At 60.0% G+C, this 26,318-nt stretch carries 24 protein-coding genes and 1 other RNA gene; 11 read left to right on the top strand and 14 right to left on the bottom strand.

Annotated elements, in window-relative coordinates:
- Positions 1-425 precede the first annotated feature (425 nt).
- From ubiI to GF111_RS17230, 4 genes are all read right to left on the bottom strand, one after another.
- Entirely contained in the window at positions 426-1,628 is a 1,203-nt protein-coding gene (gene ubiI / locus GF111_RS17245; RefSeq protein WP_048234641.1) for an FAD-dependent 2-octaprenylphenol hydroxylase, read from the bottom strand.
- Positions 1,629-1,708: 80 nt separating this feature from the next.
- Positions 1,709-2,887 (bottom strand): 2-octaprenyl-6-methoxyphenyl hydroxylase, encoded by a 1,179-nt coding sequence (ubiH, locus tag GF111_RS17240; protein ID WP_038871170.1) that lies wholly within the window; start codon positions 2,885-2,887, stop codon positions 1,709-1,711.
- A gap of 4 nt (positions 2,888-2,891) precedes the next feature.
- A complete protein-coding gene (pepP, locus tag GF111_RS17235; protein WP_047729898.1) occupies positions 2,892-4,205 on the bottom strand; it encodes a Xaa-Pro aminopeptidase in 1,314 nt (437 codons plus the stop codon).
- A gap of 55 nt (positions 4,206-4,260) precedes the next feature.
- Positions 4,261-4,839, bottom strand: a complete 579-nt coding sequence (locus GF111_RS17230; protein ID WP_038871164.1) for a YecA family protein — start codon at positions 4,837-4,839, stop codon at positions 4,261-4,263.
- 319 nt (positions 4,840-5,158) lie between these two features.
- Between GF111_RS17230 and zapA the strand changes: the two genes are divergently transcribed.
- From zapA to GF111_RS17215, 3 genes are all read left to right on the top strand, one after another.
- Positions 5,159-5,488, top strand: a complete 330-nt coding sequence (gene zapA, locus GF111_RS17225) for a cell division protein ZapA (protein ID WP_004931621.1) — start codon at positions 5,159-5,161, stop codon at positions 5,486-5,488.
- Between the two features lie 40 nt (positions 5,489-5,528).
- Positions 5,529-5,711, top strand: a non-coding RNA gene (ssrS, locus tag GF111_RS17220) — 6S RNA.
- Between the two features lie 52 nt (positions 5,712-5,763).
- A complete protein-coding gene (locus GF111_RS17215) occupies positions 5,764-6,372 on the top strand; it encodes a 5-formyltetrahydrofolate cyclo-ligase (RefSeq protein WP_147190572.1) in 609 nt (202 codons plus the stop codon).
- A 48-nt stretch (positions 6,373-6,420) separates the two neighbouring features.
- Here the strand turns inward: GF111_RS17215 and serA are convergent, their stop codons facing one another.
- Complete coding sequence (gene serA / locus GF111_RS17210) at positions 6,421-7,659, bottom strand: phosphoglycerate dehydrogenase (protein ID WP_038871155.1); 1,239 nt, start codon at positions 7,657-7,659, stop codon at positions 6,421-6,423.
- Between the two features lie 292 nt (positions 7,660-7,951).
- Positions 7,952-8,608, bottom strand: coding sequence for a ribose-5-phosphate isomerase RpiA (gene rpiA, locus GF111_RS17205; protein ID WP_025304157.1), 657 nt, complete (start codon positions 8,606-8,608; stop codon positions 7,952-7,954).
- A gap of 204 nt (positions 8,609-8,812) precedes the next feature.
- Between rpiA and GF111_RS17200 the strand changes: the two genes are divergently transcribed.
- Positions 8,813-9,706, top strand: a complete 894-nt coding sequence (locus tag GF111_RS17200) for a LysR family transcriptional regulator ArgP (protein WP_038871151.1) — start codon at positions 8,813-8,815, stop codon at positions 9,704-9,706.
- 48 nt (positions 9,707-9,754) lie between these two features.
- On the opposite strand, the gene GF111_RS17195 is transcribed toward GF111_RS17200, so the two are convergent.
- Together GF111_RS17195 and argO are read right to left on the bottom strand one after the other, a co-directional pair.
- Positions 9,755-10,486, bottom strand: coding sequence for an oxidative stress defense protein (locus GF111_RS17195; protein WP_025160209.1), 732 nt, complete (start codon positions 10,484-10,486; stop codon positions 9,755-9,757).
- A 121-nt stretch (positions 10,487-10,607) separates the two neighbouring features.
- Complete coding sequence (gene argO / locus GF111_RS17190) at positions 10,608-11,225, bottom strand: arginine exporter ArgO (RefSeq protein ID WP_004931603.1); 618 nt, start codon at positions 11,223-11,225, stop codon at positions 10,608-10,610.
- A gap of 224 nt (positions 11,226-11,449) precedes the next feature.
- On the opposite strand from argO, the gene GF111_RS17185 reads away from it, so the two are divergent.
- On the top strand, positions 11,450-12,148 hold the full coding sequence (locus GF111_RS17185) for an RluA family pseudouridine synthase (RefSeq protein ID WP_038871145.1): 699 nt from the start codon (positions 11,450-11,452) through the stop codon (positions 12,146-12,148).
- 7 nt (positions 12,149-12,155) lie between these two features.
- Here the strand turns inward: GF111_RS17185 and GF111_RS17180 are convergent, their stop codons facing one another.
- Positions 12,156-12,695 carry a DUF2058 domain-containing protein gene (locus GF111_RS17180; RefSeq protein WP_025160208.1) on the bottom strand — a complete coding sequence of 180 codons (540 nt, stop codon included), beginning with the start codon at positions 12,693-12,695 and terminating at the stop codon, positions 12,156-12,158.
- A 316-nt stretch (positions 12,696-13,011) separates the two neighbouring features.
- Between GF111_RS17180 and GF111_RS17175 the strand changes: the two genes are divergently transcribed.
- The 3 genes from GF111_RS17175 to GF111_RS17165 all read left to right on the top strand — a co-directional run bounded on the left by GF111_RS17175 (position 13,012) and on the right by GF111_RS17165 (position 16,567).
- On the top strand, positions 13,012-13,989 hold the full coding sequence (locus GF111_RS17175) for a DUF1852 domain-containing protein (RefSeq protein WP_047729897.1): 978 nt from the start codon (positions 13,012-13,014) through the stop codon (positions 13,987-13,989).
- Positions 13,990-14,014: 25 nt separating this feature from the next.
- Positions 14,015-15,046, top strand: a complete 1,032-nt coding sequence (locus GF111_RS17170) for a methionine synthase (RefSeq protein ID WP_147190570.1) — start codon at positions 14,015-14,017, stop codon at positions 15,044-15,046.
- Positions 15,047-15,217: 171 nt separating this feature from the next.
- Positions 15,218-16,567: an aromatic acid/H+ symport family MFS transporter gene (locus GF111_RS17165; RefSeq protein WP_147190568.1), complete on the top strand. Its 1,350-nt coding sequence runs from the start codon at positions 15,218-15,220 to the stop codon at positions 16,565-16,567.
- Between the two features lie 81 nt (positions 16,568-16,648).
- On the opposite strand, the gene mscS is transcribed toward GF111_RS17165, so the two are convergent.
- The gene (gene mscS / locus GF111_RS17160; protein WP_047729894.1) at positions 16,649-17,515 is read right to left on the bottom strand and encodes a small-conductance mechanosensitive channel MscS; all 867 of its coding nucleotides are present in this window, start codon (positions 17,513-17,515) and stop codon (positions 16,649-16,651) included.
- A 205-nt stretch (positions 17,516-17,720) separates the two neighbouring features.
- Here mscS and GF111_RS17155 point away from each other — a divergent pair, with 205 nt between their 5' ends.
- Positions 17,721-18,389, top strand: coding sequence for a DUF1345 domain-containing protein (locus tag GF111_RS17155; RefSeq protein ID WP_048234646.1), 669 nt, complete (start codon positions 17,721-17,723; stop codon positions 18,387-18,389).
- 56 nt (positions 18,390-18,445) lie between these two features.
- On the opposite strand, the gene fbaA is transcribed toward GF111_RS17155, so the two are convergent.
- The 4 genes from fbaA to GF111_RS17135 all read right to left on the bottom strand — a co-directional run bounded on the left by fbaA (position 18,446) and on the right by GF111_RS17135 (position 23,165).
- On the bottom strand, positions 18,446-19,525 hold the full coding sequence (gene fbaA, locus GF111_RS17150) for a class II fructose-bisphosphate aldolase (RefSeq protein WP_025304179.1): 1,080 nt from the start codon (positions 19,523-19,525) through the stop codon (positions 18,446-18,448).
- A gap of 116 nt (positions 19,526-19,641) precedes the next feature.
- On the bottom strand, positions 19,642-20,805 hold the full coding sequence (pgk, locus tag GF111_RS17145) for a phosphoglycerate kinase (RefSeq protein WP_025160206.1): 1,164 nt from the start codon (positions 20,803-20,805) through the stop codon (positions 19,642-19,644).
- A 70-nt stretch (positions 20,806-20,875) separates the two neighbouring features.
- Positions 20,876-21,892 (bottom strand): erythrose-4-phosphate dehydrogenase, encoded by a 1,017-nt coding sequence (epd, locus tag GF111_RS17140; protein WP_047729892.1) that lies wholly within the window; start codon positions 21,890-21,892, stop codon positions 20,876-20,878.
- Between the two features lie 313 nt (positions 21,893-22,205).
- Positions 22,206-23,165: a LysR substrate-binding domain-containing protein gene (locus tag GF111_RS17135; RefSeq protein WP_277312938.1), complete on the bottom strand. Its 960-nt coding sequence runs from the start codon at positions 23,163-23,165 to the stop codon at positions 22,206-22,208.
- Positions 23,166-23,247: 82 nt separating this feature from the next.
- Here GF111_RS17135 and GF111_RS17130 point away from each other — a divergent pair, with 82 nt between their 5' ends.
- Positions 23,248-24,333 (top strand): tartrate dehydrogenase, encoded by a 1,086-nt coding sequence (locus GF111_RS17130; protein ID WP_038871125.1) that lies wholly within the window; start codon positions 23,248-23,250, stop codon positions 24,331-24,333.
- 364 nt (positions 24,334-24,697) lie between these two features.
- A complete protein-coding gene (locus GF111_RS17125; protein ID WP_038871123.1) occupies positions 24,698-26,308 on the top strand; it encodes a BCCT family transporter in 1,611 nt (536 codons plus the stop codon).
- The last annotated feature ends 10 nt before the right edge of the window (positions 26,309-26,318 follow it).

The following is a 26,318-nucleotide window of genomic DNA, read 5'->3' as shown; positions in this document are numbered from 1 at the left end:
ATGGCGCACTGACTGCTCAACACAAATGCTGCGCCGGGACGGGCGGAAACTGCGTGCAACCGCCGTGACGCAAACGATACCTTTCCCTCGAACTTATCACCGAACGACCACATTAACCATAAGTTAAAATAGGCTCATCGCCGTTCCAGGGCGGTAAAATGCCGGGCTAGTGTGCAGAGTTTTTCACTGGAAAAATGCGCTTTAAGGCACAAAATTAACAATTAAAGCGGCAAAACTCCGAAGTTATATAACAAACCGACGGCCGCACATGAGATTCCGACTTTTGATAACCGAACATGGAATTAGAAAAAGTAATGATAAAAAGCGGCTGAAATTAGATTATTTCAAATGAAGGGTTATATAAGGAAAGACGATGGCATAAGGCGAGAAGCGCGAGCCCGCTGGGGGCTCGCAGAAGGCAGGTGTCAGGCAAGCCACTCGGGCAGATCGTTCAGGCCCATTGCCTGACGCACCAGCTTTGGCTTGACGCCCGGCAGGCTGTCCGCCAGCCGCAGCCCCACGTCGCGCAGCAGCTTTTTGGCCGGGTGGTTGCCGTCGAACAGTTCGCGGAAACCCTGCATGCTGGCCAGCATCACCGCCGCGCCATGTTTGCGGCGGCGCTCATAGCGGCGCAGATAGAGGTGCTGGCCGATATCCTTGCCCTGCCGCTGCAGGCGGCGCAGTTCGGCAATCAGCTCGGCGGCGTCCATAAAGCCCAGGTTCACGCCCTGCCCGGCCAGCGGATGCACGGTATGCGCCGCATCGCCCACCAGCGCCAGGCGGTGCGCGGCGAAGCTGCGCGCATAGCGGCCGGTCAGCGGGAACGTCAACCGCTCGCTTTCCAGGCTGCAGGCGCCCAGACGCATATCGAAGGCCATCGCCAGCTCGCGGTTGAACTGCTCCGGCTCAAGCTGTTTGAGCCGCTCGGCGTCTTCCGGCGTCACCGACCAGACGATGGAACTCAAATGCGGATCGCTGAACGGCAGGAACGCCAGAATGCCGTCGCCGTGGAAAATTTGCCGCGCCGTCGCCTGATGCGGTTCTTCGGTGCGAATGGTGGCAACCAGCGCATGGTGGCGGTAATCCCAGAAAGTGAGCGGGATATCGGCATGCTGGCGCAGCCACGACTGGGCGCCGTCGGCGCCGATCACCAGACGGGCGGTCAGCATGCGCCCGTCCTCCAGCGTGACAAAGGCATCGTTCTCGCCCCACGCCACCTGCTTGAGCGCGGCCGGGGTAATCAGCGTGATGTCCGACAGGCTTTCGGCGCGTTTCCACAGTGCCTGCTGGATCACCGCGTTTTCGATGATGTGCCCGAGATGGCTGAAGCCGCACTCGTCGCCGCGGAAGGCGATTTTGCCAAAGCTGTCGCGCTCCCACACTTCCATCGCGTTGTAAGCGCTGGCGCGCAGCTGGAGAATGTCGTCCCACACGCCGATGTGCTGCAGCAAACGCTCGCTGGCGGCATTGATGGCGGAGACGCGCAGCGCAGGCTGCTCCGACGGCGGCACCATGTCCGGCTGACGCTGCTCCAGCACCGCCACGCGCAGCCCGCTGCCCTGCAGGCCGCAGGCCAACGCCAGCCCCACCATACCGCCACCGGCGATAATCACGTCAAATGATTGCATGCTGCTCGATTTCCTTAAATGACGCGCGACGCCTTGCCGCGCCGCGTTTTGGGCGCGCCACAGGGCGCCCGATTCTGTGTCTAACGTTCTACCCAGCCCAGCGTGCGCTTGGCGAAGGCGTCGCGCACCGCCGGCAAACGCTCCATCGCCATCAGCCCCAGATTGCGGCCGACCACCAGCGGGGCATAACGGTTGGCGAACAGGCGGATCAATCCGTCGGTCACGCCGATCGTCGCCTGCTGATCGTTTTGCCGCCGCTGCTGATAGCGACTCAGCAGCGCATAACCGCCGGCGTCTTCGCCGCTGTCTACCGCTTCCGCCAGCGTTTCCGCCAGCGACATCACGTCGCGCAGGCCGAGGTTGAACCCCTGCCCGGCGATCGGGTGCAGCGTCTGCGCCGCGTTGCCCACCAGCGCCAGACGATGGCTGACATGGCGATCGGCGGTCAGCAGGCTGAGCGGATAACTGTGCCGTTTACCGGCCTTGAGGATACGCCCCAGCCGCCAGCCGAAGGCCTGTTGCAGCTCGGCGATAAAACGCTCGTCGTCCCAAGCATCCACCCGGGCGCGATCTTCGCGCGCATGGCACCACACCAGCGAACTGCGCCCCTGCGACATCGGCAGCAGCGCCAGCGGCCCGTAGCGGGTAAAACGCTCGAAGGCGCGCCCCTGCGGATCTTCCGCCGTGGTGACATTGGCGATGGTGGCGAACTGCGGATACTCCTCTTGCCGCCACTGCACGTTGCAGGCCTGCGCCAGCGCCGAACGTGAACCGTCGGCCGCCACCAGCAGCTGCCCGCACAGGCGCTGACCGTTGTCCAGCAGCACCTCTGCCCGCTCTGCGGTGCGAATCACGTCCACCACCCGCGCGGGGCAATGCAGCGTAACGCCCGGCGCCTTCGCCAGCAGCGCGAACAGCCGCTGCCCGGCGTCGTGCAGTTCGATCACCTGGCCAAGCGCATCGACCTGATAATCCTGCGCCTGCAGATTCACGAAACCGGCGTGGCCGCGATCGCTGACGTGCACCTGAGTGATCGGCGTGGCGCAGTCGCGCAGCGCCGGCCAAACGCCGATGCGCGCCAGCTGTTGACAGGTGCCCTGCGCCAATGCGATGGCGCGGGCGTCAAAGCCTGGGTGGCTGCGGTCATCCGGCCGAGTCGCCTCGACCAGATCTACGGCCATTCTTCCCTGAGTAAGCGACGAGATAGCCAGCGCAAGCGTCGCGCCCGCCATACCGCCACCAACGATAATTACGCTCATTCCGTTACCTTGCCGCCGCCATCAAAGCCTCGATGGCATCGGCGTCTTTCACCACGGCGGCGGTCAGGTTTTCGTTGCCGTCGGCGGTGATCACGATGTCGTCCTCGATGCGGATGCCGATGCCGCGGTATTCCGCCGGCACGTCCGCATCCGGCGCAATATACAGCCCCGGTTCCACGGTCAGCACCATGCCCGGCTCCAGCAGCCGATCGCGGCTCGGCGTGCCGTAGTGGCCGACGTCGTGCACGTCGAGACCCAGCCAGTGGCTCAGCCCGTGCATGAAGAACTGCCGGTGCGCCTGTTCGGCGAGCAGCTGGTCGACTTCACCTTTCAAGACGCCCAGTTCCACCAGCCCGACCACCATGATGCGCACCACTTCGTCGTTGACTTCACGGATGCTGGTGCCGGGTTTGAACAATGCCAAAGCGCGCAGCAGCGACGCCAGCACAATGTCGTACACCGCGCGCTGCGGCTTGCTGAACTTGCCGTTAACCGGGAAGGTGCGGGTAATATCGCCGGCGTACCCCTGATACTCGCAGCCGGCGTCGATCAGCACCAAATCGCCGTCGCGCATCTGACTCTCGTTCTCGGTGTAGTGCAAGATGCAGCCGTTTTCGCCGCTGCCGACGATGGTGTTGTAAGACGGGTAGCGGGCGCCGAGGCGGGTGAATTCATGGTGAATTTCCGCTTCCAGCTGGTATTCGAACATGCCAGGGCGGCATTTTTCCATCGCGCGGGTATGCGCCAACGCGCTGATCTCACCGGCGCGGCGCATCACAGCCAGCTCTTCCGGCGATTTGAACAGGCGCATGTCGTGCAGCCACGGCCGCCAGTCGGTCACGGTGGCCGGCGCCTGCAGATTCTGGCGGAACCCCTTGCGCAGCTTGTCCAACGCGCCGAACAGGATCTGATCGGCATACGCGTATTCGCCCTGCGCGTGGTAGACCACGTCCAGGCCGTTGAGCAGCAGGTGCAGCTGGTCATTGATTTCATTGAACGGCAGCGCGCGATCCACGCCCAGCTTCGCCGGCGCGGCGTCTTGCCCCAGGCGGCGGCCAAACCAGATTTCCGCCGTCAGATCGCGCACCCGGTTGAACAGCACGCTGTGATTGTGCGTTTCATCGCTTTTGATCAGCACCAGCACCGCTTCCGGTTCATTGAAGCCGGTCAGGTACCAAAAGTCGCTGTTCTGCCGATAGGGATAGTCTGAATCTGCACTGCGCGTCGTTTCCGGCGCAGAGAAAATAACCGCCGCGCTGGCCGGCGCCATTTTCGCCAACAGCGCCTGACGGCGGTTGTTGAATTCCTGCTGAGTCATTACCTTCTCCTGAAATCATGCCATCCGCACCGCCGGCGGAGGGGCGATAGAACGTTTAGTGCAACGTCGGTTTGATGTTTTCCGGCGCCGTTGGCTTGTGACGGGTGAATTCGCCGTGGCACATGATGGCGGCGACCCGCACATACTCCGCCACTTCTTCCAGCGACTGCTCCAATTCTTCCTGATCTTCGTCTTCGTCGTAGCCCAGCTGCGCGATGTTGCGCAGATCGTCGATCGCTTCCCCGACTTCGTCTTTCACCTGGGCCAGCTTCGGCTGCATCATCCCCAGCCCGAGCAGGAAGTGGTTGACCCAACCGGCCAGCGCATCGGCGCGATCGAACACGCTGACGATCTCCCCTTCCGGCAGCATCAGTTGGAACAGGAATTCGTCGTCTTCGAGCGTTTCGCGCGTCACTTCATACAGCTGTTGCAGCGGTTGGCTGAGCGCCTGCGGGAAGGCGACGCCTTCGTTGGTCAGATCGTGCACCAGCGCCTGCCAGCCGGCATCACGGCTGCCGCCGCACAACAGGCCGCTGATCAGGCCATGCATTTCTGCCGCGGTCAGCGCCACCGACTGCTGGTTGAGGGCCACGGTCAAAGATTGGTAACTTGGAAATGTATTCTGTATAGACATGCGCATTCGTCATCGTTGGCAGGATAAGTTCGTGTTATGCTACCACCAAGGTCCGTCGCTATACCAGATAAGCGCGACACCTCAGTGGCTAGTTATAATCGCGATGTGGCAGGTTTCACACGGCGCCGTCGGGTGGCAAAAGTGCGGTAAATACGCATTTTGAAACCCTTTTTTGACTGGCAATGTGCGCCACAGTAGATTACAACCAGGTACTGAAAAAGGGGTTGTATCTTGGTACCGAGGTATATATAGTGGCGCCCGCTTTGACGGCCCGGCCAGGGCGGACAAGGCTGGCGCGAAATTTAGGCAGGAAGGTGGCATGTCTGCACAACCGGTAGATATTCAAATTTTTGGCCGCTCGTTAAGAGTCAATTGCCCGCCAGAACAACAAGATGCGTTGAATATGGCGGCGGACGATCTTAACCAACGGTTGCAAGATCTTAAAGTTCGCACTAGAGTCTCCAATACTGAGCAACTGGTTTTCATCGCGGCATTGAACGTCTGTCACGAACTTGCTCAAGAACGGTTGAAAACCCGTGACTATGCGTCCAATATGGAACAACGCATACGGATGCTGCAGCAGACCATTGAACAAGCATTGCTTGAACAAGGTCGCATCTCTGAACGTCAGGATGCACAATTCGAATAACTTAAGTTGTTGAAATCAAAGTTTCGGCAACGAGTACAAAATTTCTCTGAGATGTTCGCCAGCGGGCCAGTCCCCTGAGCCGATATTTAGTACAAACAGAATGTGTTGCTCCGCGATCGGTGAGCACGCTCGGTGCGCCGAGAAGCCTTAAGATTGCGACGGCACGTTCACCTTGAACCATGGGTTCAAGGGTTACAGCCTGCGACGGCATCTCGGAGATTCCCCTTTTCAGCGGTTTATGTGTGCCGAACGCCACACTGAGCAAGCCTGATACGATGCCTTTTCAACCCCAATTCGCGCAGCAGCGCCAAGCCATTCGTCAACTCATTCGCCAACGTCGGCGCGAGCTTACGCTGAGCCAGCAACGCTTTGCCGCAGAAAAAATAGCCGAGCGCGTCGTCGCGCATGCGCACATTAAGGCGGCGCACAGCATCGCGGTATTCCTGTCGTTTGACGGTGAACTCGACACCGGGCCGCTGATCGAGCAGCTGTGGACGCTCGGAAAACGGGTTTACCTGCCGGTGCTGCACCCGTTCAGCCCGGGCCACCTGCTGTTCCTGCGCTATGCGCCGGAAACGCCGCTGGTGCGCAATCGCTTCAATATTCTCGAACCGCGCCTCGATGTGCGCCAGGTGTTGCCGCTGGGCGAGCTGGACGTCGTGCTGACGCCGCTGGTGGCATTCGATCATACCGGGCAGCGTCTGGGTATGGGGGGCGGTTTTTACGATCGCACCCTGCAAAACTGGCGCAGCGGCGGCCCCTATCCCATCGGGCTGGCCCATGATTGCCAGCAGGTGGAGCACCTGCCGACCGAGCACTGGGATATCCCGCTGCCGGAAATCCTCACCCCGCTCTGCAACTGGGCCTGGCACGAACCTAAATAGCAAAAGGCCGGATCGCTCCGGCCTTTTTCGTTGCGGCATGCCGCCTAATCAGAACAGCAGACGGGCGCGAATGGTGCCGTCGATGGCCTTCATACGCTGCAGCGCGGCATCGGCGCGCGCGGTTTCCGCTTCGATGTCGATCACCACGTAGCCGATTTCCGGGCCGGTTTGCAGATACTGCGCGGCGATGTTAACCCCCTCTTCAGCGAAGATCTGGTTAATCTGCGTCAGCACGCCCGGGCGGTTTTCGTGGATGTGCAGCAGGCGGCTGGCATTCGGGCCATGCGCCGGCAGCGACACTTCCGGGAAGTTGACGGCGGACAGGGTCGAGCCGTTGTCGGAATATTTCGCCAGCTTGCCGGCCACTTCATCGCCGATGTTCTCCTGCGCTTCCTGAGTGGAGCCGCCGATGTGCGGCGTCAGCAGCACGTTGTCGAACTCACACAGCGGCGAGTTGAACGGATCGCTGTTGGTTGCCGGCTCTTCCGGGAAGACGTCGATCGCCGCGCCCGCCAGGTGATTGCTGGCCAGCGTATCGCACAGCGCGGGAATATCCACCACGGTGCCGCGCGAGGCGTTGATCAGAATGGCACCTGGCTTCATCAGCGCCAGCTCTTCCGCCCCCATCATGTTCTTGGTGGCCGGCGTTTCCGGCACGTGCAGCGTCACCACGTCGCTCATATTGAGCAGATCGGACAGATGGCGCACCTGCTGCGCGTTGCCCAGCGGCAGCTTGTTCTCGATATCGTAGAAGAACACCTTCATGCCCAGCCCTTCGGCCAGAATGCCCAGCTGGGTGCCAATGTGGCCGTAGCCGATGATGCCCAGCTTTTTACCGCGCGCCTCATAGGAGCCCACGGCCAATTTGTGCCACACGCCGCGGTGCGCCTTGGCGTTGGCGGCCGGAATGCCGCGCAGCATCAACAGCAGCTCGCCCAGCACCATTTCGGCCACGGATCGGGTATTGGAGAAGGGGGCGTTGAAGACCGGAATACCGCGTTTGGTCGCCGCTTTCAGATCAACCTGGTTGGTGCCGATGCAGAAGCAGCCCACCGCCACCAGTTTTTCTGCGGCGGCGAACACCTCTTCGGTCAGGTGCGTACGCGATCGGATGCCGACGAAATGCGCATCGCGGATGGATGCCTTCAGCGATTCGGTGTCTAACGCACCCTTGTGGTATTCGATGTTGGTATAACCGGCGGCACGTAAATTATCGACCGTGCTCTGATGAACCCCTTCCACCAACAGGAATTTAATCCTGTCTTTCTCCAATGATACTTTTGCCATTTACCCGACCCTATGTTCAGACTTCAGAAGCGGCTGTGACGACACAGCTCCCATCCAACATAACAAAAATAACGCGGGCGGCAATACAAACGATTGCCTGCCCGGCAGGACAAGGCGCAGCGTTGATGGCGGTTTACGGCAGAAAATGCCATAGGGAAAGTTTTCGGCAGAAGCTTTGGGGAGTCAGGTTTCACAATGTGACATAAGTCACCAAATTTGCCGTTTTTCAGAAAAGATATTTTAACCGAAGAATTATGCGGCCCGGCGCTACCGGGCCACAGACGGCGGAGGCTTATTTGACCACTTTCACGCCTTCCGGGGTGCCGACCAGCGCCACGTCCGCGCCGCGGTTGGCGAACAGCCCCACGGTCACCACGCCGGCGATGCCGTTGATCTTGTTCTCCAGCGCGATGGCGTCGGTGATACTCAGGTTATGCACATCGAGGATCACGTTGCCGTTGTCGGTCACCACGTTCTGACGATACTCCGGCAGGCCACCGAGTTTCACCAGCTCGCGCGCCACGTAAGAGCGGGCCATCGGGATCACTTCCACCGGCAGCGGGAACTTGCCCAGCACGTCCACCTGCTTGCTGGCGTCGACGATGCAGATGAATTTCTTGGCGATGGCGGCGATGATCTTCTCGCGCGTCAGCGCAGCGCCGCCGCCCTTGATCATCTGCATATGGCCGTTGATTTCGTCCGCGCCGTCCACGTAGATATCGAGCGAGTCCACTTCGTTGCTGTCGAACACGTGGATGCCGAGGCTTTTCAGCTTGGCGGTGGAGGCGTCGGAGCTGGACACCGCGCCTTCGATCTGGTGCTTGATGGAGCCCAGCGCGTCAATAAAGTGGGCGGCGGTAGAGCCGGTGCCGACCCCGACGATGGTGCCCGGCGTCACGTATTCCAGCGCCGCCCAGCCCACCGCTTTTTTCAGTTCATCCTGCGTCATAATTATGTCCCTTGCCTCTGTACGAAAACGTGTGCGTATTATAGGGTAAAACGCTGTTTTTCACGCCGGCAGGATCACACTTATTTACCGCAGCCCGCATTTTTACCCGCTTGGCGGCGAGGTGGGGGCGTGATTTTCCACCTGCGCCGTGCGCAAAATGTGGCATAGTGCCGGTATCATTCTAATTTAAGGTATATCTTTCCGATGAAACGCCCAGACTATCGTACGCTGCAAGCGCTGGACGCGGTGATCCGTGAGCGCGGCTTCGAGCGCGCCGCTCAAAAACTCTGTATCACGCAATCGGCGGTATCCCAACGCATCAAACAGCTGGAAAACCTGTTCGGCCAACCGTTGCTGGTTCGTACCGTGCCGCCGCGCCCGACCGAACAAGGGCAAAAGCTGCTGGCGCTGCTGCATCAGGTGGAGTTGCTGGAAGAAGAGTGGCTGGGCAACGACACCGGCGTCGATACGCCGCTGCTGCTGTCGCTGGCGGTCAACGCCGACAGTCTGGCAACCTGGCTGCTGCCGGCGCTGAAACCGGTGCTGGCGGACTCCCCCATTCGCCTGAATCTGCAGGTGGAAGATGAAACCCGCACCCAGGAGCGGCTGCGCCGCGGTGAGGTGGTGGGCGCGGTGAGTATTCAGCCGCAGCCGCTGCCGAGCTGCCTGGTGGATCGGCTGGGGGCACTGGACTATCTGTTCGTGGCCTCCAGCGGCTTCGCCGAGCGCTACTTCCCGAGCGGCGTCACCCGCTCCGCGCTGCTGAAAGCGCCGGCGGTGGCCTTCGATCATCTCGACGACATGCACCAGGCGTTCCTGCAGCAGAACTTCGATCTGTCGCCGGGCAGCGTGCCCTGCCACATCGTGAACTCGTCGGAAGCCTTCGTGCAGCTGGCACGCCAGGGCACCACCTGCTGTATGATCCCTCACCTGCAGATCGAAAAGGAGCTGGCATCCGGTGAACTGATCGATCTGACGCCGGGGCTGTACCAGCGCCGCATGCTGTACTGGCACCGCTTCGCGCCGGAAAGCCGCATGATGCGCAAAGTGACCGACGCGCTGCTGGAACACGGCCACCAGGTGCTGCGTCAGGATTAAAACGAAAAAAGGTTCGCCGCAGCGAACCTTTTCTTCAATACGAACACCTTACTGCGCGGCGTTGCGCTGCAGCTCGAACACCACATCCACCTGATCGTCGAAGTGAATGCTTTGCTGTTCATAGGTTTGCGCCGCGTCGCTTTCCGCCGCCGCACCGGCCGCCTTATACATCCGCGCCACCGGCATCGGCTGGTAGTTGGCAACCCGGTAGCGAATGCTGTACACCGGCCCCAGCTTGGCGTGGAAGCCTTTGGCCAGGGATTCGGCCTGCTGAGTCGCGTTCTCGATCGCTTTTTGCCGCGCCTGCTCGCGATACACATCCGGTTTGGCGACACCCAGCTCCACAGCGCGGATCTCGTTCAGGCCAGATTTCAGCGCGCCGTCCAGCAGCTCGTTCAGCTTGTCCAACTGACGCAGGGTCACCTGCACCTGGCGCACCGCCCGGTAGCCCTTCAGCACCGACTCGCCGGTTTTCAGGTAGTCATATTCCGGCTGGGTGCGCAGGTTGGCGGCGCTGATGTCTTTCTTCTCGATGTTGTTTTTCTGCAGGAAATCAAAGTACTGCGCCACGCGCTCGTCCACCTGCTTCTTCGCCTGGGCGGCGTCTTTGGAGGAAACGCTCACTTCGATCGCCAGGGTGGCGATATCCGGCGTGGCGTCCACGCTGGCGGTGCCGGAGGTGACGACGTGCGGCCCTTCAGGCACTTCAGCCGCCTGCAGCGCCATCGGTAACGTCCCTAATCCGACCATTGCGGCCATAGCCAATGCTTTTAGCTTCACAGTGTCTCCTTAATGACAGGCTGTCTCTGATCGCCGGCTTTTCCCTGTGAGAACCGCCGGATTCCTGGCATCAAACGTAGCATATCGCGCGGCGTTTTGAATTCGGATTAGTGACAAATTCTTATAAATTTGCCCCCTGCCAGGCCAGCTGCAGCGCGATGCCCCACATCACCAGCCCGACCAGCGCGTTGATGATGCGCTGCGCCCGCTGCGTGTTCAGCCACGGTGCCAGCCAGGAGGCCAGCAGCGCCAGCCCGAAGAACCACACCGCCGACGCGCTGACCGCCCCGAGCGCGAACCAGGAGCGCACGTCCGCCGTCAGCTGCCCGCCCAAACTGCCGAGCACCACAAAGGTATCCAGATAAACGTGCGGGTTCAGCCAGGTGACCGCCAGCATGGTGACCACGATGCGCCAGCGGCTCTGCGCCAGCTCCTGCGCCGCGGCCTGCGCCGGTTGCGGGCTGAAGGCGGAACGGAACGCGCCCCACCCGTACCACAGCAGAAACGCCACCCCGCCCCAGGTGACCAGCGCCAGTAGCAGCGGTGAGCGGGTCAGCAAGGCGCTGCCGCCGAAAATTCCGGCGCAGATCAGCACGATATCGCTCAAGGCGCACAGCGAAGCAATCATCAAATGGTACTGGCGGCGAATGCCCTGATTCATCACGAATACGTTCTGCGGGCCCAACGGCAGGATCATGGCGGCGCTCAGGGCAAAACCCTGCAGGAAGACGGCTAACATGGGGATTCCTCGAATGATAGAAGGCGCCGGACGAGGGCGCGTGTCGGTCAACACGCGCATCATACGAGGAAGCGATCATTAGGTGAAATTGATGTTTCTAATCCAGCATCAGCGGGACTAATACTCAAATCAGTGAGGGAGGATCCACGCTATGAACGCCGTCAAATTCGCCCCTCGGTGAAAAATTCGCTATCATCCGCACCCACCTTCCAGCCGGCCGCCCGATGTCTACGATTACCGATACCTTTATCGCCCCGCCATGCCATGACCAGATAGAGATCCTCTATCAGGACGACCATCTGGTGCTGATCAATAAGCCGGCCGGGCTGCTCAGCCTGTCGGGCAAGAATCCGCAGAATCTCGACTCGGTACACCACCGTCTGGTACAGATCTTCCCCGGCTGCGCGCTGGTGCACCGCCTGGATTTCGGCACGTCCGGGTTGATGGTGGTGGCCCGCAACAAAGCCGCCAACGCCGCGCTCTGCCGGCAGTTCAGCGAACGCACCGTCAGCAAAGTGTACAGCGCGTTGCTTTGCGGCCATCTGGCGGATAACGAAGGGGTCATAGACGCGGCGATCGCCAAAGATCCGGCGCTGTTCCCGCTGATGTCAATTTGCGCCCTCCACGGCAAGCCCGCCCGCTCCCGCTATCGGGTCGTCGAGCGTTTTTATCGTGAAGCGGAGGACGGGATCTCGCTGCCGCTGACGCGGGTGCAGCTCACCCCAGAGACCGGGCGCACCCACCAGCTGCGTATTCACAGCCGGCAGTTGGGCCACCCTATTTTAGGTTGCGATCTGTATGGCGGGCGCCTGCTGCCGGGTACCGAAAAGACGCCGCGGCTGATGCTGCACGCCAGCGAGCTGGACTTTGTGCACCCCGTCAGTGGAGCGCGGATCGCCGCTCGTCACGCTGCGCCGTTCTGAACGCGGCTTACCACATCAAATCGTCGGGCACTTTAAAGTCGGCGTACGGATCGTCTTCATCCTGCTCTTCCTGACTCAGCGCGCTGTGCAGCACAATGCTGGCCGCATCGCGCTGCGCGATTTTATCGGCGACGCTCGCGGGGATAATCGCGTATTCACACTCTTCGCGGTTCTCGACCACCAAGCGGGCAATGGCGAGACGGCCATTGATCAGCTGGGTCTGCGTCGCCTTATCCACCAGGATTTTCTTGATCAGGTTACCGTCGGTGAAGTTGAAACCGATATCGCCTTTCGCCAGGACGATGCGGTTCATCTCGATCAGCTGCTTCACCTGCGCCTTGTATTCTTTGGACAGCGCGGCCTGCTTTTGCTGCTCGCTCAGCTGCTTATCGCGCTCAAGCTGCGCCTTTTTATTCTCTTCCACCGCCTCTCTGGCCTCACGGGCCTGAACGCGTGATTTTTTAGCCGTTCTTTGGACTTTGGCCATTTTCTTGCTGGTTACCAAGCCCGCTTTGAGCATCTGCTCTTGTAAGGTGAGTTTTGTCATGTTCGTGTCTGAAGCCGTGGGGTCATGGGGGGATTATACCCGTAATTTTTCAGGCTGCACCAGGTTGCCGGCCCGTACGTTGGCGGTTTGCGCCGCAGGGCAACGGCGGCCAACCGGCCCGAACGCCAGATCATGAATACCGCTCATGTAGTAATGAAATTAAGTCTCTTTCACTCCCTTCGGGACTCTGGCAAAAATAGACCTCATTAACGACAGACAATATGAAATCGGCTGAATAAAAAAAGAGAAAAAACAACCCATTGAAATAAATGGATAAATCCAGCCTTCATATCATATAACAGGATACTATAAGACCATGAATAGAGACTTTGCCTTTACGATTAAGAGCAGTTCTTTCGATGAAGATTATAACCCTTCTGAAAGTACGCGTATCACCACCAACTTCGCCAATTTGGCCAGAGGGGAAAACCGCCGGGAGAACCTGCGCAACACGCTGGTGATGATTAACAATCGCTTCAATTCGTTGGCGCATTGGGATAATCCCAAGGCCGACCGCTATTCGGTCGAGCTTGAAATCATTTCGGTTGAGATGCGCGTTGAAGATCAGGGTGCCAGCTTCCCGGTGATCGAAATCCTGAAAACCAACATCATTGATAAAAAAACGCAAAAGCGTCTTGAGGGCATCGTCGGGAATAACTTCTCGTCTTACGTGCGCGATTACGATTTTAGCGTCTTGCTGCCGGCGCACAATAAAAACACGGCGGAGTTCAACATTCCGGATGATTTCGGCGATTTGCACGGCAATATCTTTAAGCACTTCGTCAATTCAAACGCATACCATGAGAATTTCAGCAAACCGCCGGTGATCTGCCTCAGCGTGTCCAGCAAAGACACCTATCATCGGACGGGCAATCAACATCCGGTGTTGGGCGACGAGTATCGGCAAGACGGCGCGTCGCTGACCGACCGGTATTTTAAAAAAATGGGCCTGCAGGTGCGCTACTTCATGCCGAAAAATAGCGTTGCGCCCCTGGCGTTTTATTTCCCCGGCGATTTGCTGAGCGATTACACCGATCTGGAACTGATCGGCACCATCAGCACGATGGAGACCTTCCAGAAAATCTATCGGCCTGAAATTTACAATGCCAACTCGGCGGCGGGGCAATGCTATCAGCCAAGCCTGAATAACCAGGATCATTCATTAACCAAGATTGTTTACGATCGCGAAGAGCGTAGCCGGTTAGCGATTGAGCAGGGGAAATTTACGGAAGAGCAATTTATCAAGCCCTACAAGCCCATTCTTGAACAATGGTCTGCTCACTACGCGCTTTGATTCACTTAAATACAGGTCATCTATTATGAAAATATTGCTCCCTACCTCGACCGCCGGCAGCTTGCCTAAACCTTCCTGGCTGGCCCAGCCTGAAACCCTGTGGTCGCCCTGGAAATTGCAGAATGAAGAATTAATCGAAGGGAAACAGGACGCCTTGCGTTTGTCGCTGGCTGAACAACAACAGGCCGGCATCGATATCGTCAGCGATGGCGAGCAAACGCGCCAGCACTTCGTCACGACGTTTATCGAGCACCTCAGCGGCGTCGACTTCGAGAAACGCGAAGTGGTTAAAATTCGCAATCGCTATGAGGCGAGCGTGCCAACCGTCGTGGGTGCGGTCGCGCGCCAAAAGCCCGTTTTCGTTGAAGACGCCAAATTTTTACGCCAGCTGACCAAGCAGCCGATTAAATGGGCCCTGCCGGGGCCGATGACCATGATCGACACGCTCTATGACAACCACTATAAAAGCCGCGAAAAATTGGCCTGGGAATTCGCCAAGATCCTCAATCAGGAAGCCAAAGAGCTCGAGGCCGCCGGCGTCGACATTATTCAGTTTGATGAGCCCGCATTTAACGTGTTCTTTGACGAGGTGAATGACTGGGGCATCGCCGCCCTGGAAAGGGCCGTTGAGGGGCTTAAGTGTGAAACAGCCGTACATATCTGCTATGGATACGGCATTAAGGCCAACACCGACTGGAAAAAGACGCTGGGCTCTGAGTGGCGGCAATATGAAGAGGCGTTCCCCAAGCTGCAAACGTCTACTATCGATATTATCTCGCTGGAGTGCCATAACTCGCACGTGCCGATGGATCTGCTTGAACTGATTCGCGGTAAGAAAGTGATGGTCGGTGCCATTGATGTGGCGAATCATACCATTGAGACGCCGGAGGAAGTGGCCGCTACGCTGCGCAAAGCGCTGCAGTTTGTCGATGCCGACAAGCTCTATCCGTCGACCAACTGCGGCATGGCTCCCCTGCCTCGTCAGGTCGCCAGCGGCAAGCTGAATGCCTTGAGTGCGGGCGCCGAGATCATGCGCCGGGAACTGCTGGCCAAATAACCTCACCATCGCCCGCCACAGGAGCCTCCTGTGGCGGGCGATTATCATCGACTCCCTCTCCCCGCAACGTCCCCCCTCTGGTGTATACTCGGGTTTCTACGCGATGCCAGCCACAGCGGCCTGAACGGCCCCTCAGCCAGCCCACAACAGCTTAATAACAGTGGAACCCTCATGAGCCCAGATACCGCTCGCATCAGCGAAATCATCGATCGCGCCAGGATCTCGCCTTATCAAATCCTCATCCTAACCCTGTGTTTCCTGATCGCCCTGCTGGACGGCTTCGATACCGCCATCATCGGCTATATCGCCCCGGCGCTGCGTGAAGAGTGGGGCCTGCACCCCGCGCAGCTCTCTCCCGCCTTCGGCGCGGGGCTGTTCGGCCTGCTGCTCGGCAGCCTGCTGTTCGGGCCGATCGCCGACGCCATCGGCCGCAAACGTGTACTGCTCGTCGCGGTGCTGGTGTTTGGCGGCTGCACCCTGGCTTCGGCCTATACGCAATCGATAGAATCCCTGACCTTGCTGCGCTTCATCACCGGCATTGGCCTCGGGGGCGCGATACCGACCTGCATTACTCTCAGCTCGGAGTACTCACCGGCGCGCCGCCGCATGCTGATGGTCACCCTGAGCTGGAGCGGCTTTACCGCCGGGTTGGCCCTGGGCGGGCTGCTGGCCGGGCAGCTCATCCCGGCATTCGGCTGGCGCGGCGTGCTGCTGGTCGGCGGCATTGCGCCATTGGCGCTGCTGCCGCTGCTGGCCTGGCAGATGCCCGAGTCGGTACGCTTTATGGCCGCCAACGCCAAACATGCCGATCGGCTACGCCGGGTGGTCGAGCGTATCACCGGCCGGCGTTGGACGGGGGGCACCATCGTCGATGACGAGCGCCCGGCACAGGCCAAGTCGCCGATCTCGCACCTGTTTATCGAAGGGCGCGCCGTGCGCACCCTGCTGCTGTGGGCGGCGTTCTTCTGCTCGCTGTTCGTGTTCTACCTGCTTACCAGCTGGCTGCCGACGATCCTCAAAGACGCCGGTTACGATATCGCCCACGCCTCGCGCATCGGAGCGATGGTGCCGCTCGGTGGCACCCTGGGCGCCATCCTGATGGCGCTGCTGATGGATCGCGTCGGCCCCTACCGCGTGCTGGCCGTCTCCTACCTGGGCGCCGCGCTGGTGATCGGCGCGACCGGTTACCTGATGGGCGACGTCTATACGCTGGCCGCCGTTGTGTTCCTCATCGGTTTCGGCGTGGCCGGCGCGCAAAACGGCCTGAATCTGGTCTCCGCCACCCTTTACCCGACCGCGGCCCGCGTGACCGGCGTCAGCTGGGCCATGGCCAATGGCCGTTTCGGTTCGATCGTCGGCTCGATGCTCGGCGCCTGGATGATGACCGCCGCCGGTTCGGCGGAAGCGTTTTTCCTCTGGCTGGCGCTGCCGGCATTGCTGGGCGCGGTCGCCATCTTCCTGCTCTATCGCCTCAGCCTGCGCGGCCGTGCGCCGCTCGCCGAGCCGGCCGCCGGCGCCTGAACTCGCGGAAAAGAAAAGGCCGAGACGCCATCGGTGACGTCCCGGCCTGCCATAAAAAAGGGGGCCAAAGCCCCCTCTCTGTTATTCCGCCTTGGCGGAAGCGTCTTCGGTGCGATACAGATGCACGTCCATCTGCGGGAACGGAATGCCGATATTGTTGGCATCTAGCGCGCGCTTGAAGTTTTCCATCAGATCGAAGTACACGTTCCAGTATTCCGCGTTGGTGGTCCAGGAGCGGGTGACGAAGTTCAGGGAAGACGGCGCCATCTCGTTCAGACGCACGGTCACGCCTTTGGCGTGCATGATGCGCTTGTCGGCGGCGATCACGTCGCCCAGCACCTTCTTCACCACGTCGATATCGGCGTTGTAGGCCACGCCCACGACGATATCCACGCGGCGATTCGGCTCGCGGGAGTAGTTGATGATGTTGCCGGCGATGATTTTACCGTTCGGCACCACGATGGTTTTGTTGTCTGCGGTACGCAGGGAGGTGGAGAAAATCTGCACCTGATCGACGGTACCGGCCACGCCACCCAGATCGACATATTCACCCACGCGCAGCGGGCGGAAGATCACCAGCAGCACGCCGGCGGCGAAGTTGGACAGCGACCCTTGCAGCGCCAGACCGACGGCCAAACCGGCGGCACCCAGCACGGCGATCACCGAGGTGGTCTGCACGCCGACGCGCCCCAGCACCGCGATGAAGGTGAACGCCAGCACGCCGTAGCGCACGATCGCCGACAGGAAATCTGCCACAGTGGCGTCGATGCCGCGCAGCTTCATCACGCGGTTCAGCGCATTGCCGACCACGCGGGCCACGATCGAACCAATGATCAGGATAACGATGGCGGCGACGATATTCACCGCGTACTGGATCAACAGATCCTGGTTCTTCACCAACCAGTCGCTGGCACCGTTGATGCCGTCTACTACATTCAAATCTTTCATTCGTGTCGTCCTAACTCAGTCCCTAACGGGAGAAACTCGCAAAAATACACTGGCCTCGGCGGCCAGTAGGAAACCACCGCCTAAGGGTAACCAACATTAAAGGCTCATGCCAACCGTCAGCGTTAAAAATAGCCGAAACCGCCCGCCGCTTCTTCTATGCTGAGAACAGCGCGTTGGCCATTTCACGACAAGGGATCCGTTAATCATGCACATTCGCTCTTCGCTCAAACACTATTGGCAAGTTCGGCCCAGGCTGCTGTTTTCCGTCGGCGCCGGGCTGCTGTGCTTTCTGCTGCTGCCCGCCCAACTCTCGCTGCTGCAGCGCCTGATGATCGGCTGGAATACGCTGGCCTGGCTCTACCTGCTGTTTCTCTGGCGGCTGATGCTGATCAGCACGCCGCAGCACATTCGCCAGATCGCCCGGCGGCAGGATGAAAGCGCCAGTATGGTGCTGACGCTGGTCAGCCTTGGTTGCCTGGTCAGTTTACTCGCGATCCTGTTTGAACTGAGCAGCGCCAAACAGGTGGCCGGCTCTCTGAAGACGCTGCATTTGCTGCTGACCGGTGCCACGCTGGTGGTCTCTTGGCTGCTGCTGCCGACCGCCTTCACCATGCACTATGCCCACCAGTTTTATCGCCAGGGCGCACAGCAGGATCCCTTGCCGCTGCTGTTCCCCGGCAACCTCACCGAGCCGACCTATCTGGATTTCGCCTACTTCTCCTTCACCATTGCGGTGGCGTCGCAAACCGCCGATGTGGCGGTCGGGGCGGCGGAGGTACGAAAGGTCACCCTGCTGCAGTCGGTGATCTCCTTCGCGTTCAACATGCTGATCCTGGGCTTGTCTATCAACGTCGGCGCCGGCCTGCTGGGCTGAAAACGAAAAAGGCTCCCCGCAGGGAGCCTTTTGCATCGTGCAACAGGTGCCGAAGATTACAGAACGTCTACCGCGTTCAGATCTTTGAAGGCCTGCTCCAGACGCGTCACCATGCTGGTCTGCGCTGCGCGCAGCCATACGCGTGGATCGTAGTATTTCTTGTTCGGCTGATCGGCGCCTTTCGGGTTGCCCAGCTGGCCCTGCAGGTAAGCTTCGTTCGCTTTGTAGTACTGCAGGATGCCGTCCCAGGTCGCCCATTGAGTGTCGGTGTCGATGTTCATCTTGATCACGCCGTAACCCACAGACTCTTTGATCTCTGCGTCGGTAGAACCGGAACCGCCGTGGAACACGAAGTTCAGGCTGTTGTGCGGCAGGTTGAATTTCTTGGACACGTAGTCCTGAGAATCACGCAGGATGGTCGGGGTCAGCTTGACGTTGCCTGGCTTGTACACGCCGTGCACGTTACCGAAGGAGGCAGCGATGGTGAAGCGCGGGCTGATGGCGTTCAGTTTTTCGTACGCGTAAGCCACGTCTTCCGGCTGGGTGTACAGAGCGGATGCATCCATATGGCTGTTGTCCACGCCATCTTCTTCACCGCCGGTGCAGCCCAGTTCGATTTCCAGCGTCATGCCGATTTTGGCCATGCGCTTCAGGTAGGCGCTGCAGATCTCGATGTTTTCTTCCAGAGACTCTTCAGACAGATCGATCATGTGGGAAGAGAACAGCGGTTTGCCGGTAGCGGCGAAGTGCTTCTCGCCGGCGTCCAGCAGGCCGTCCAACCATGGCAGCAGTTTCTTCGCGCAGTGGTCGGTGTGCAGGATCACCGGCACGCCGTAGTGTTCAGCCATCTGGTGAACGTGGTGTGCGCCAGAGATAGCGCCCAGAATCGCTGCGCCCTGAGGCACATCGGTCTTCACGCCTTTGCCGGCGATGAACGCGGCGCCGCCGTTGGAGAACTGAACGATGACCGGCGCGCGCACTTTAGCCGCGGCTTCCAGCACTGCGTTGATGGAGTCGGTACCCACGCAGTTTACCGCTGGCAGCGCAAAGTTGTTCTCTTTAGCAACTGCGAAGACTTTCTGAACGTCATCACCCGTGATGACACCCGGTTTTACGAAATCAAAAATTTTAGACATGTTACTTTGTCCTGTTTCGTCGGCCGTAGATGGATGTAAATCGATGTTTTCACGCCGCGCAGCATTAGCCGCGCGGTATAAAACAAACGGGCGGCTTTCGCCTCCCGTTGTCTGAATTACTGCTTAGCGCGCTCTTCCAGCATCACGACTGCAGGCAGCGGTTTCCCTTCAACGAATTCCAGGAATGCGCCACCGCCGGTGGAGATGTAGGAAATTTTGTCAGCGATACCGAACAGATCGATGGCTGCCAGAGTGTCGCCGCCGCCAGCGATAGAGAAAGCGTCGCTATCGGCGATCGCGCGGGCGACAATTTCGGTGCCCTTACGGAAGTTAGGGAACTCGAATACGCCAACCGGGCCATTCCACAGAATGGTCTTGGCGTTCTTCAGGATAACGGCCAGACGCTCGGCAGAGACGTCGCCCATATCCAGAATTTGCTCGTTGTCCTGGATCTCGTTGGCCTGCTTCACGGTTGCGGTCGCGGTTTCGGAGAACTCGGTCGCGACGCGCACGTCGGTCGGAACCGGGATGTCGCAGGTTTCCAGCAGTTTCTGCGCGTTCGGGATCAGGTCAGGCTCGTACAGGGACTGGCCCACGTTGTTGCCCTGCGCCGCCACGAAGGTGTTGGCGATGCCGCCGCCGACGATCAGCTGATCGGCGATTTTGGACAGGGAATCCAGCACGGTCAGTTTGGTGGACACTTTAGAACCGCCCACGATGGCGACCATCGGACGGGCCGGGTTGCCCAGGGCCTTGCCCAACGCTTCCAGCTCGGCGGACAGCAGCGGGCCGGCACAGGCGACAGGCGCAAACTTGCCCACGCCGTGGGTGGAAGCCTGCGCGCGGTGCGCGGTGCCGAACGCGTCCATCACGTACACGTCGCACAGCGCCGCGTATTTCTTGGACAGGGTTTCGTCGTCTTTCTTCTCGCCCTTGTTGAAACGGACGTTTTCCAGCACCACCAGTTCGCCTTCGGCGACGTCGACGCCATCCAGATAATCCTTCGCCAGGCGCACTGGGGATTTCAGGTGATCTTTCAGGTAGTTGACCACAGGCAGCAGGGAGAATTCTTCGTTGTACTCGCCTTCGGTAGGACGACCCAGGTGGGAGGTTACCATCACGCGGGCGCCTTGCTTCAGCGCAGCTTCGATAGTCGGCAGGGAAGCGCGGATACGCGCGTCGGAAGTCACTTTACCGTCTTTTACCGGCACGTTCAGATCGGAGCGGATCAGTACGCGTTTACCCGCCAGATCCAGATCGGTCATCTTAATTACAGACATGGTGAACCCTCTTTATTGAATCTCTATAAAATTGCCTGAGCAGCGCGCCCGTCACGCCGGCGCCGCCGTACTAGAAACCGCTGGCGGCCATTGCCCGTGTGGTATCCAACATCCGATTGGCAAAGCCCCATTCATTGTCGCACCAGACCAAGGTCTTTATCAGGTGCTGCCCGCTGACCCGGGTCTGCGTACCGTCGACGATAGCGCTGTGCGGGTCATGGTTAAAATCGATCGAGACCAATGGTAATTCCGTGTAGTCAACTATACCACGAAATGATTCCCGTGCGGCCTTTTGCAACAGCTGGTTGACCTCCGCCACCTTCACCGCGGCGCTCACGCTGACGCTGAGATCGATAGCCGTCACGTTGATGGTCGGCACGCGCACCGAGATCGCCTCGAAGCGATCGCAAAACTGCGGGAAGATACGGGTGATGCCCGCGGCCAGCTTGGTGTCGACCGGAATGATCGACTGGCTCGCCGCGCGGGTGCGCCGCAAATCCGCGTGATACGCGTCGATCACCGGCTGATCGTTCATCGCCGAGTGAATGGTGGTCACGGTGCCGGATTCGATGCTGTAGGCGTCGTCCAGCAGCTTGATCACCGGAATAATGCAGTTGGTGGTGCACGAAGCGTTGGACACGATGCGATGTTCCGCCAACAGCGTCTGATGGTTGACGCCGAACACGATGGTAGCGTCCAGATCGTTGCCGCCCGGATGGGCGAACAGCACTTTCTTCGCCCCCGCCGCCAGATGGGCTTCGCCATCCGCCCGGCTGCCGTACACGCCGCTGCAATCCAGCACCACGTCGACGCCCAGCTCGCCCCAGGGCAACTGCTCCATCGCCGGCTGATGCAACAGGCGAATCGCGTCGTCTCCAACGCTCAGCGTGTCGCACTCTTGCCGCACATCCCAGGCGAAGCGACCGTGGCTGGAATCGTACTTCAGCAGATGGGCCATGCCCTCGGCATTCGCCAGCTCGTTGATCGCCACCACGGAGATTTCCGCCCGTCGTCCCGATTCGTACAGTGCGCGCAATACGCTGCGGCCGATGCGGCCAAAGCCGTTTATCGCTATGCGGATGGTCATGCTGCTCCTGAAAAAGGGCCGTCCCCGCCGGGCTGACTCACCGGCGCCGGGCCGGCGCTGACTGGTTGTCTCACTAACCCGCATAGAGTAGTGGATCGCACCGCCCGCTGTGAATCGCCGCGTTTGCATTATTCCCGCGCTTCAGCGGCTTTTCGCCGCCGTCACATCGGCATTTCTGTCGAAGAGTGTCTCAACTGAAACGCTTCAGCTGAGCATAAACCAAAGTTTTGGCAAAAGGAACAGGTGCAACAGTTCCACAAGTAACGGAGGGGAGTTTTACGAGCATAAGATGATCTGGCGCACATTTTTGGCCTCAGGGCCGCGGCGGATTTTCACTCGCCGCCCCCGTTTCGCCGTAGTGCTCACGGAAATAGTCGCGCAAAAATTCGACCGTCACCCGCACTTTCGCCGACGTTGCCAGCCGGGAAACGTACACCGCCCAGATGTTGGCCGGCTGAAAATACTCCGGCAGAATGTGCACCAATCTGCCGCTGTCGATGTTCTCTTTCACGTCCCAGGCGGAACGCAGCGCAACGCCCTGCCCGTCCAGGCACCACTGGTGCACGATTTCGCCGTGGTTCGACGCCAGCGCCCCCGTCACTTTCACCGTCTCTTCGCCGCCCGGCCCCTGCAGCCGCCACAGCCCGAACGGGTGATCGCGCTCCTTGATCACCAGGCAAGCGCGGCCCGCCAGCTCCGCCACGCTTTTCGGCACGCCGTGGCGCTGCAGATACGCCGGCGAAGCGCACAGGATGCGCTGGTTGTCCGCCAGCTTGCGCGCGATCAGATTAGGGGCGATATCGTCGCCGATGCGGATATCCAGATCGAACCCTTCGCTGACCAGATCCACCAACCGATCGGACACGTCAAGCCGCAGCTCCAGCTGCGGATACTCCCACGCCAGCGCCGACAGCGCCGGGGCCACGAAGCGCCGGCCGAAGCCGAAGCTGCTGACCACGCGCAGCATGCCCTGCGGCGCCTGGCGCACCTCGGACAGCTCGTCCATCATCTGATCGACGTCGTTGAGAATGCGCTGCGCCCATTCGTAGATGCGTTCGCCGTCCTCGGTGATCGCCACCCGCCGCGTGGTGCGGTGCAGCAGCGACACGTCCAGCGCCTTTTCCAGCAACGCGATACGTTTGCTGATAAAGGCCGGCGACACGCCCAGCTCTTCGGCGGCGGCGGCAAACCCGGCGCGGCGCGCCACCAGCACGAACACCCGCAGGTCACTCAGGATCGGCATATTGTTCATGATTCGTGTTTTATGTTTCACCGTTTTCGAGATTGATTAACAGTTAGTCAATTATAGGATAAGAGTGTTGTCAATCTCCCCTACCTACAAATGAGACCTCTGTATGAGCAAAACTTACAAGATTGCCGCTATCCCCGGGGACGGTATCGGGCGGGAAGTGTTGCCGGAAGGCATACGGGTATTGCAGGCGGCGGCGGCGCGCTGGGATCTGTCGCTGGAATTCGACACCTTCGAGTGGGCCAGCTGCGACTACTACCAGCACCACGGCCAGATGATGCCGGGCGATTGGTTTGAGCAGCTCAAGGGCTTCGACGCCATCTACTTCGGCGCCGTCGGCTGGCCGGATACGGTGCCCGATCACATTTCGCTGTGGGGTTCGCTGCTGAAATTCCGCCGCGACTTCGAGCAGTACGTCAACCTGCGCCCGGTGCGGCTGTTTCCCGGCGTGCCCTGCCCGCTGGCGAACAAACAGCCGGGCGACATCGATTTCTACGTGGTGCGCGAAAATACCGAAGGGGAATACTCCTCGCTCGGCGGGCGGATGTTCGAAGGCACCGAACGCGAGATGGTGATCCAGGAATCGGTTTTCACCCGCCAGGGCGTGGACCGCATCCTGAAATACGCCTTCGAGCTGGCGCAGCAGCGCCCGCGCAAACGCCTGACCGCCGCCACCAAGTCCAACGGCATGGCCATCAGCATGCCGTACTGGGATGAGCGCGTGGCAGAGATGGCGCGCCAGTACCCCGATATCGCCTGGGACAAACAGCACATCGATATTCTGTGCGCGCGCTTCGTGCTGAACCCCGAACGCTTCGACGTGGTGGTCGCCTCCAACCTGTTCGGCGATATTTTGTCGGATCTCGGCCCGGCCTGCACCGGCACCATCGGCATTGCGCCGTCGGCCAACCTGAACCCGGAGCGCAACTTCCCGTCGCTGTTCGAACCGGTGCACGGCTCGGCGCCGGACATTTTCGGCAAGAACATCGCCAACCCGATCGCCATGATCTGGAGCGGCGCGATGATGCTGGACTTCCTCGGCGACGGCGATGCCCGTTACCGCCAGGCGCATGACGGCATCCTGCAGGCGATCGAGCGTATCATCGCCGACGGGCCGCGCACGCCGGACATGCGCGGCGATGCCTCCACCCAGCAAGTCGGCCAGGCGATCGCCGCCCTGCTGCAACGCTAAGCATCACCGATTTTCCTGTGCGGGGCGCCCTTTCGCGCCCTGCTTTGCCACGTCCGTTTTTCCGCTTCGATCGCCGCCGCAAATCCGCTGAAAACCACCGCAGAAAGCACGCCAATACCCCGGCCAAGATCACAACAAATTGTTTACATACTGTGTTTTATCCTTTTACAGATGCCCCAATTGTGGCCCTCCTGTAATTTGTGCACACTCGAAAATGTTAATGAAGAGTAAATACTGCCGGCGGCGTTCTGCCGGGGCGTTTGCTCCTCGCGGTGTAACAAAACAAAGGGTTCAAACCAATAAGGCCCGGGCGCACCCTACGCTTCGCGCACCGGCCCACCACCGATAACAGGAGTTCACTCCCATGCAGAGCAACCCTAAAAAGGATGTCACGCTCATCGCCATCAGCCTGTGCAGTATTGCGCTGATCGCCATTTGCCTGATGCTCTTTCCGGCTCAATCCGCGCTTATCGCCAACACCATTTTCAACGGCGTCACCCGGCTGTTCGGTTCAACCATTCAAATCCTGGTGCTGATCGCCCTGCTGGTGGTGCTGTATCTGGCGTTGAGCAAATACGGCAACATCCGCCTCGGCGAAGGCAAACCGCAATACTCCACGCTGGCCTGGCTGTTCATGTTCATCTGCGCCGGCCTGGGCTCGTCCACCCTGTACTGGGGGGTGATGGAATGGGCGTATTACTACCAGACGCCGGGGCTGAACATCGCGCCGCGCACCCCGAAGGCGCTGGAATACAGCATCAGCTACTCCTTCTTCCACTGGGGCCTGAGCGCCTGGGCAACCTATGCCCTCGCCTCGCTGATCATGGCCTACCACTTCCACGTGCGTAAGAACAAAGGGCTCAGCCTGTCGGGGATCATTTCCGCCATCACCGGCGTGCGCGCCAACGGCCCGATTGGGCGGATGGTGGATCTGATCTTCCTGGTCGCCACCGTCGGCGCCCTCACCATTTCGCTGGTGCTGACCGCCTCCACCTTTACTCGCGGGCTGACGGCGCTGACCGGCATCCCCGACAATTTCGTGGTGCAGGCGACGGTGATCCTGCTGGCGGCGGTGATCTTCTGTCTCAGCTCCTACATCGGCATCGACGGCGGCATGCAGCGCCTGAGCAAAATGGTCGGCTGGGGCGCTTTCGTCTTCGCCGGGCTGGTGCTGCTGGTCGGCCCCACCGAATTCACCATCAACAACACCATCAACGCCATCGGCCTGACGGCGCAAAACTTCCTGCAGATGAGTCTGTTTACCGATCCGATGGGCGACGGCAGCTTCAGCCGCAGCTGGACGGTGTTCTACTGGCTGTGGTGGATTTCTTACACCCCGGGCGTGGCGATGTTCGTCACCCGCGTCTCGCGCGGCCGCAAGATTAAAGAGGTGATCTGGGCGCTGCTGCTCGGCAGCACCCTCGGCTGCTGGTTCTTCTTCGGCTCGCTGGAAAGCTACGCCATGCATCAGTTCATCAGCGGGCAGCTCAACGTGCCGGAGATCCTCAACACCCAGGGCGGCGAAACCGCCGTGCAGATGCTGCTGACGGCGCTGCCGCTCGGCAAACTGTTCCTGGCCGCCTATCTGTTCATCATGATCATTTTCCTGGCCTCGCACATGGACGCCGTGGCCTACACCATGGCCGCCACCAGCACCCGCAACCTGCAGGAGGGGCAAGATCCCAGCCCGATGCTGCGCCTGTTCTGGTGCGTGGTGATCACCCTGATCCCGCTGTCGATCCTGTTCACCGGCGCCTCGCTGGACACCATGAAAACCACGGTGATCCTGACCGCGCTGCCGTTCCTGCTGGTGCTGCTGGTGAAAACCTACGGCTTTGCCCGCTGGCTGAAGCAGGACTACGCGGCCATTCCGGCTCACCTGATCGAAAGCAGCGCGCCGGCGCTGCCCGAGGCGCCGCCGGCCGCCGAACTCTCTGCTCCATCGTCGTATCAACCGCGCCCTATGGCGAAATGACAATAAGAAA

This window comes from Serratia sp. HRI (assembly GCF_010119335.3).
GTDB lineage: Bacteria > Pseudomonadota > Gammaproteobacteria > Enterobacterales > Enterobacteriaceae > Serratia > Serratia nevei.
This window is presented reverse-complemented; position numbering and strand designations above follow the sequence as displayed.

Excerpts from the sequence above, each read along its gene's own strand:
- ubiI (WP_048234641.1), bottom strand. The coding sequence starts at position 1,628 with ATGCAATCATTTGACGTGATTATCGCCGGTGGCGGTATGGTGGGGCTG.
- ubiH (WP_038871170.1), bottom strand. The coding sequence starts at position 2,887 with ATGAGCGTAATTATCGTTGGTGGCGGTATGGCGGGCGCGACGCTTGCG.
- pepP (WP_047729898.1), bottom strand. The coding sequence starts at position 4,205 with ATGACTCAGCAGGAATTCAACAACCGCCGTCAGGCGCTGTTGGCGAAA.
- GF111_RS17230 (WP_038871164.1), bottom strand. The coding sequence starts at position 4,839 with ATGTCTATACAGAATACATTTCCAAGTTACCAATCTTTGACCGTGGCC.
- zapA (WP_004931621.1), top strand. The coding sequence starts at position 5,159 with ATGTCTGCACAACCGGTAGATATTCAAATTTTTGGCCGCTCGTTAAGA.
- GF111_RS17215 (WP_147190572.1), top strand. The coding sequence starts at position 5,764 with ATGCCTTTTCAACCCCAATTCGCGCAGCAGCGCCAAGCCATTCGTCAA.
- serA (WP_038871155.1), bottom strand. The coding sequence starts at position 7,659 with ATGGCAAAAGTATCATTGGAGAAAGACAGGATTAAATTCCTGTTGGTG.
- rpiA (WP_025304157.1), bottom strand. The coding sequence starts at position 8,608 with ATGACGCAGGATGAACTGAAAAAAGCGGTGGGCTGGGCGGCGCTGGAA.
- GF111_RS17200 (WP_038871151.1), top strand. The coding sequence starts at position 8,813 with ATGAAACGCCCAGACTATCGTACGCTGCAAGCGCTGGACGCGGTGATC.
- argO (WP_004931603.1), bottom strand. The coding sequence starts at position 11,225 with ATGTTAGCCGTCTTCCTGCAGGGTTTTGCCCTGAGCGCCGCCATGATC.
- GF111_RS17185 (WP_038871145.1), top strand. The coding sequence starts at position 11,450 with ATGTCTACGATTACCGATACCTTTATCGCCCCGCCATGCCATGACCAG.
- GF111_RS17180 (WP_025160208.1), bottom strand. The coding sequence starts at position 12,695 with ATGACAAAACTCACCTTACAAGAGCAGATGCTCAAAGCGGGCTTGGTA.
- GF111_RS17175 (WP_047729897.1), top strand. The coding sequence starts at position 13,012 with ATGAATAGAGACTTTGCCTTTACGATTAAGAGCAGTTCTTTCGATGAA.
- GF111_RS17170 (WP_147190570.1), top strand. The coding sequence starts at position 14,015 with ATGAAAATATTGCTCCCTACCTCGACCGCCGGCAGCTTGCCTAAACCT.
- GF111_RS17165 (WP_147190568.1), top strand. The coding sequence starts at position 15,218 with ATGAGCCCAGATACCGCTCGCATCAGCGAAATCATCGATCGCGCCAGG.
- mscS (WP_047729894.1), bottom strand. The coding sequence starts at position 17,515 with ATGAAAGATTTGAATGTAGTAGACGGCATCAACGGTGCCAGCGACTGG.
- GF111_RS17155 (WP_048234646.1), top strand. The coding sequence starts at position 17,721 with ATGCACATTCGCTCTTCGCTCAAACACTATTGGCAAGTTCGGCCCAGG.
- fbaA (WP_025304179.1), bottom strand. The coding sequence starts at position 19,525 with ATGTCTAAAATTTTTGATTTCGTAAAACCGGGTGTCATCACGGGTGAT.
- pgk (WP_025160206.1), bottom strand. The coding sequence starts at position 20,805 with ATGTCTGTAATTAAGATGACCGATCTGGATCTGGCGGGTAAACGCGTA.
- epd (WP_047729892.1), bottom strand. The coding sequence starts at position 21,892 with ATGACCATCCGCATAGCGATAAACGGCTTTGGCCGCATCGGCCGCAGC.
- GF111_RS17130 (WP_038871125.1), top strand. The coding sequence starts at position 23,248 with ATGAGCAAAACTTACAAGATTGCCGCTATCCCCGGGGACGGTATCGGG.
- GF111_RS17125 (WP_038871123.1), top strand. The coding sequence starts at position 24,698 with ATGCAGAGCAACCCTAAAAAGGATGTCACGCTCATCGCCATCAGCCTG.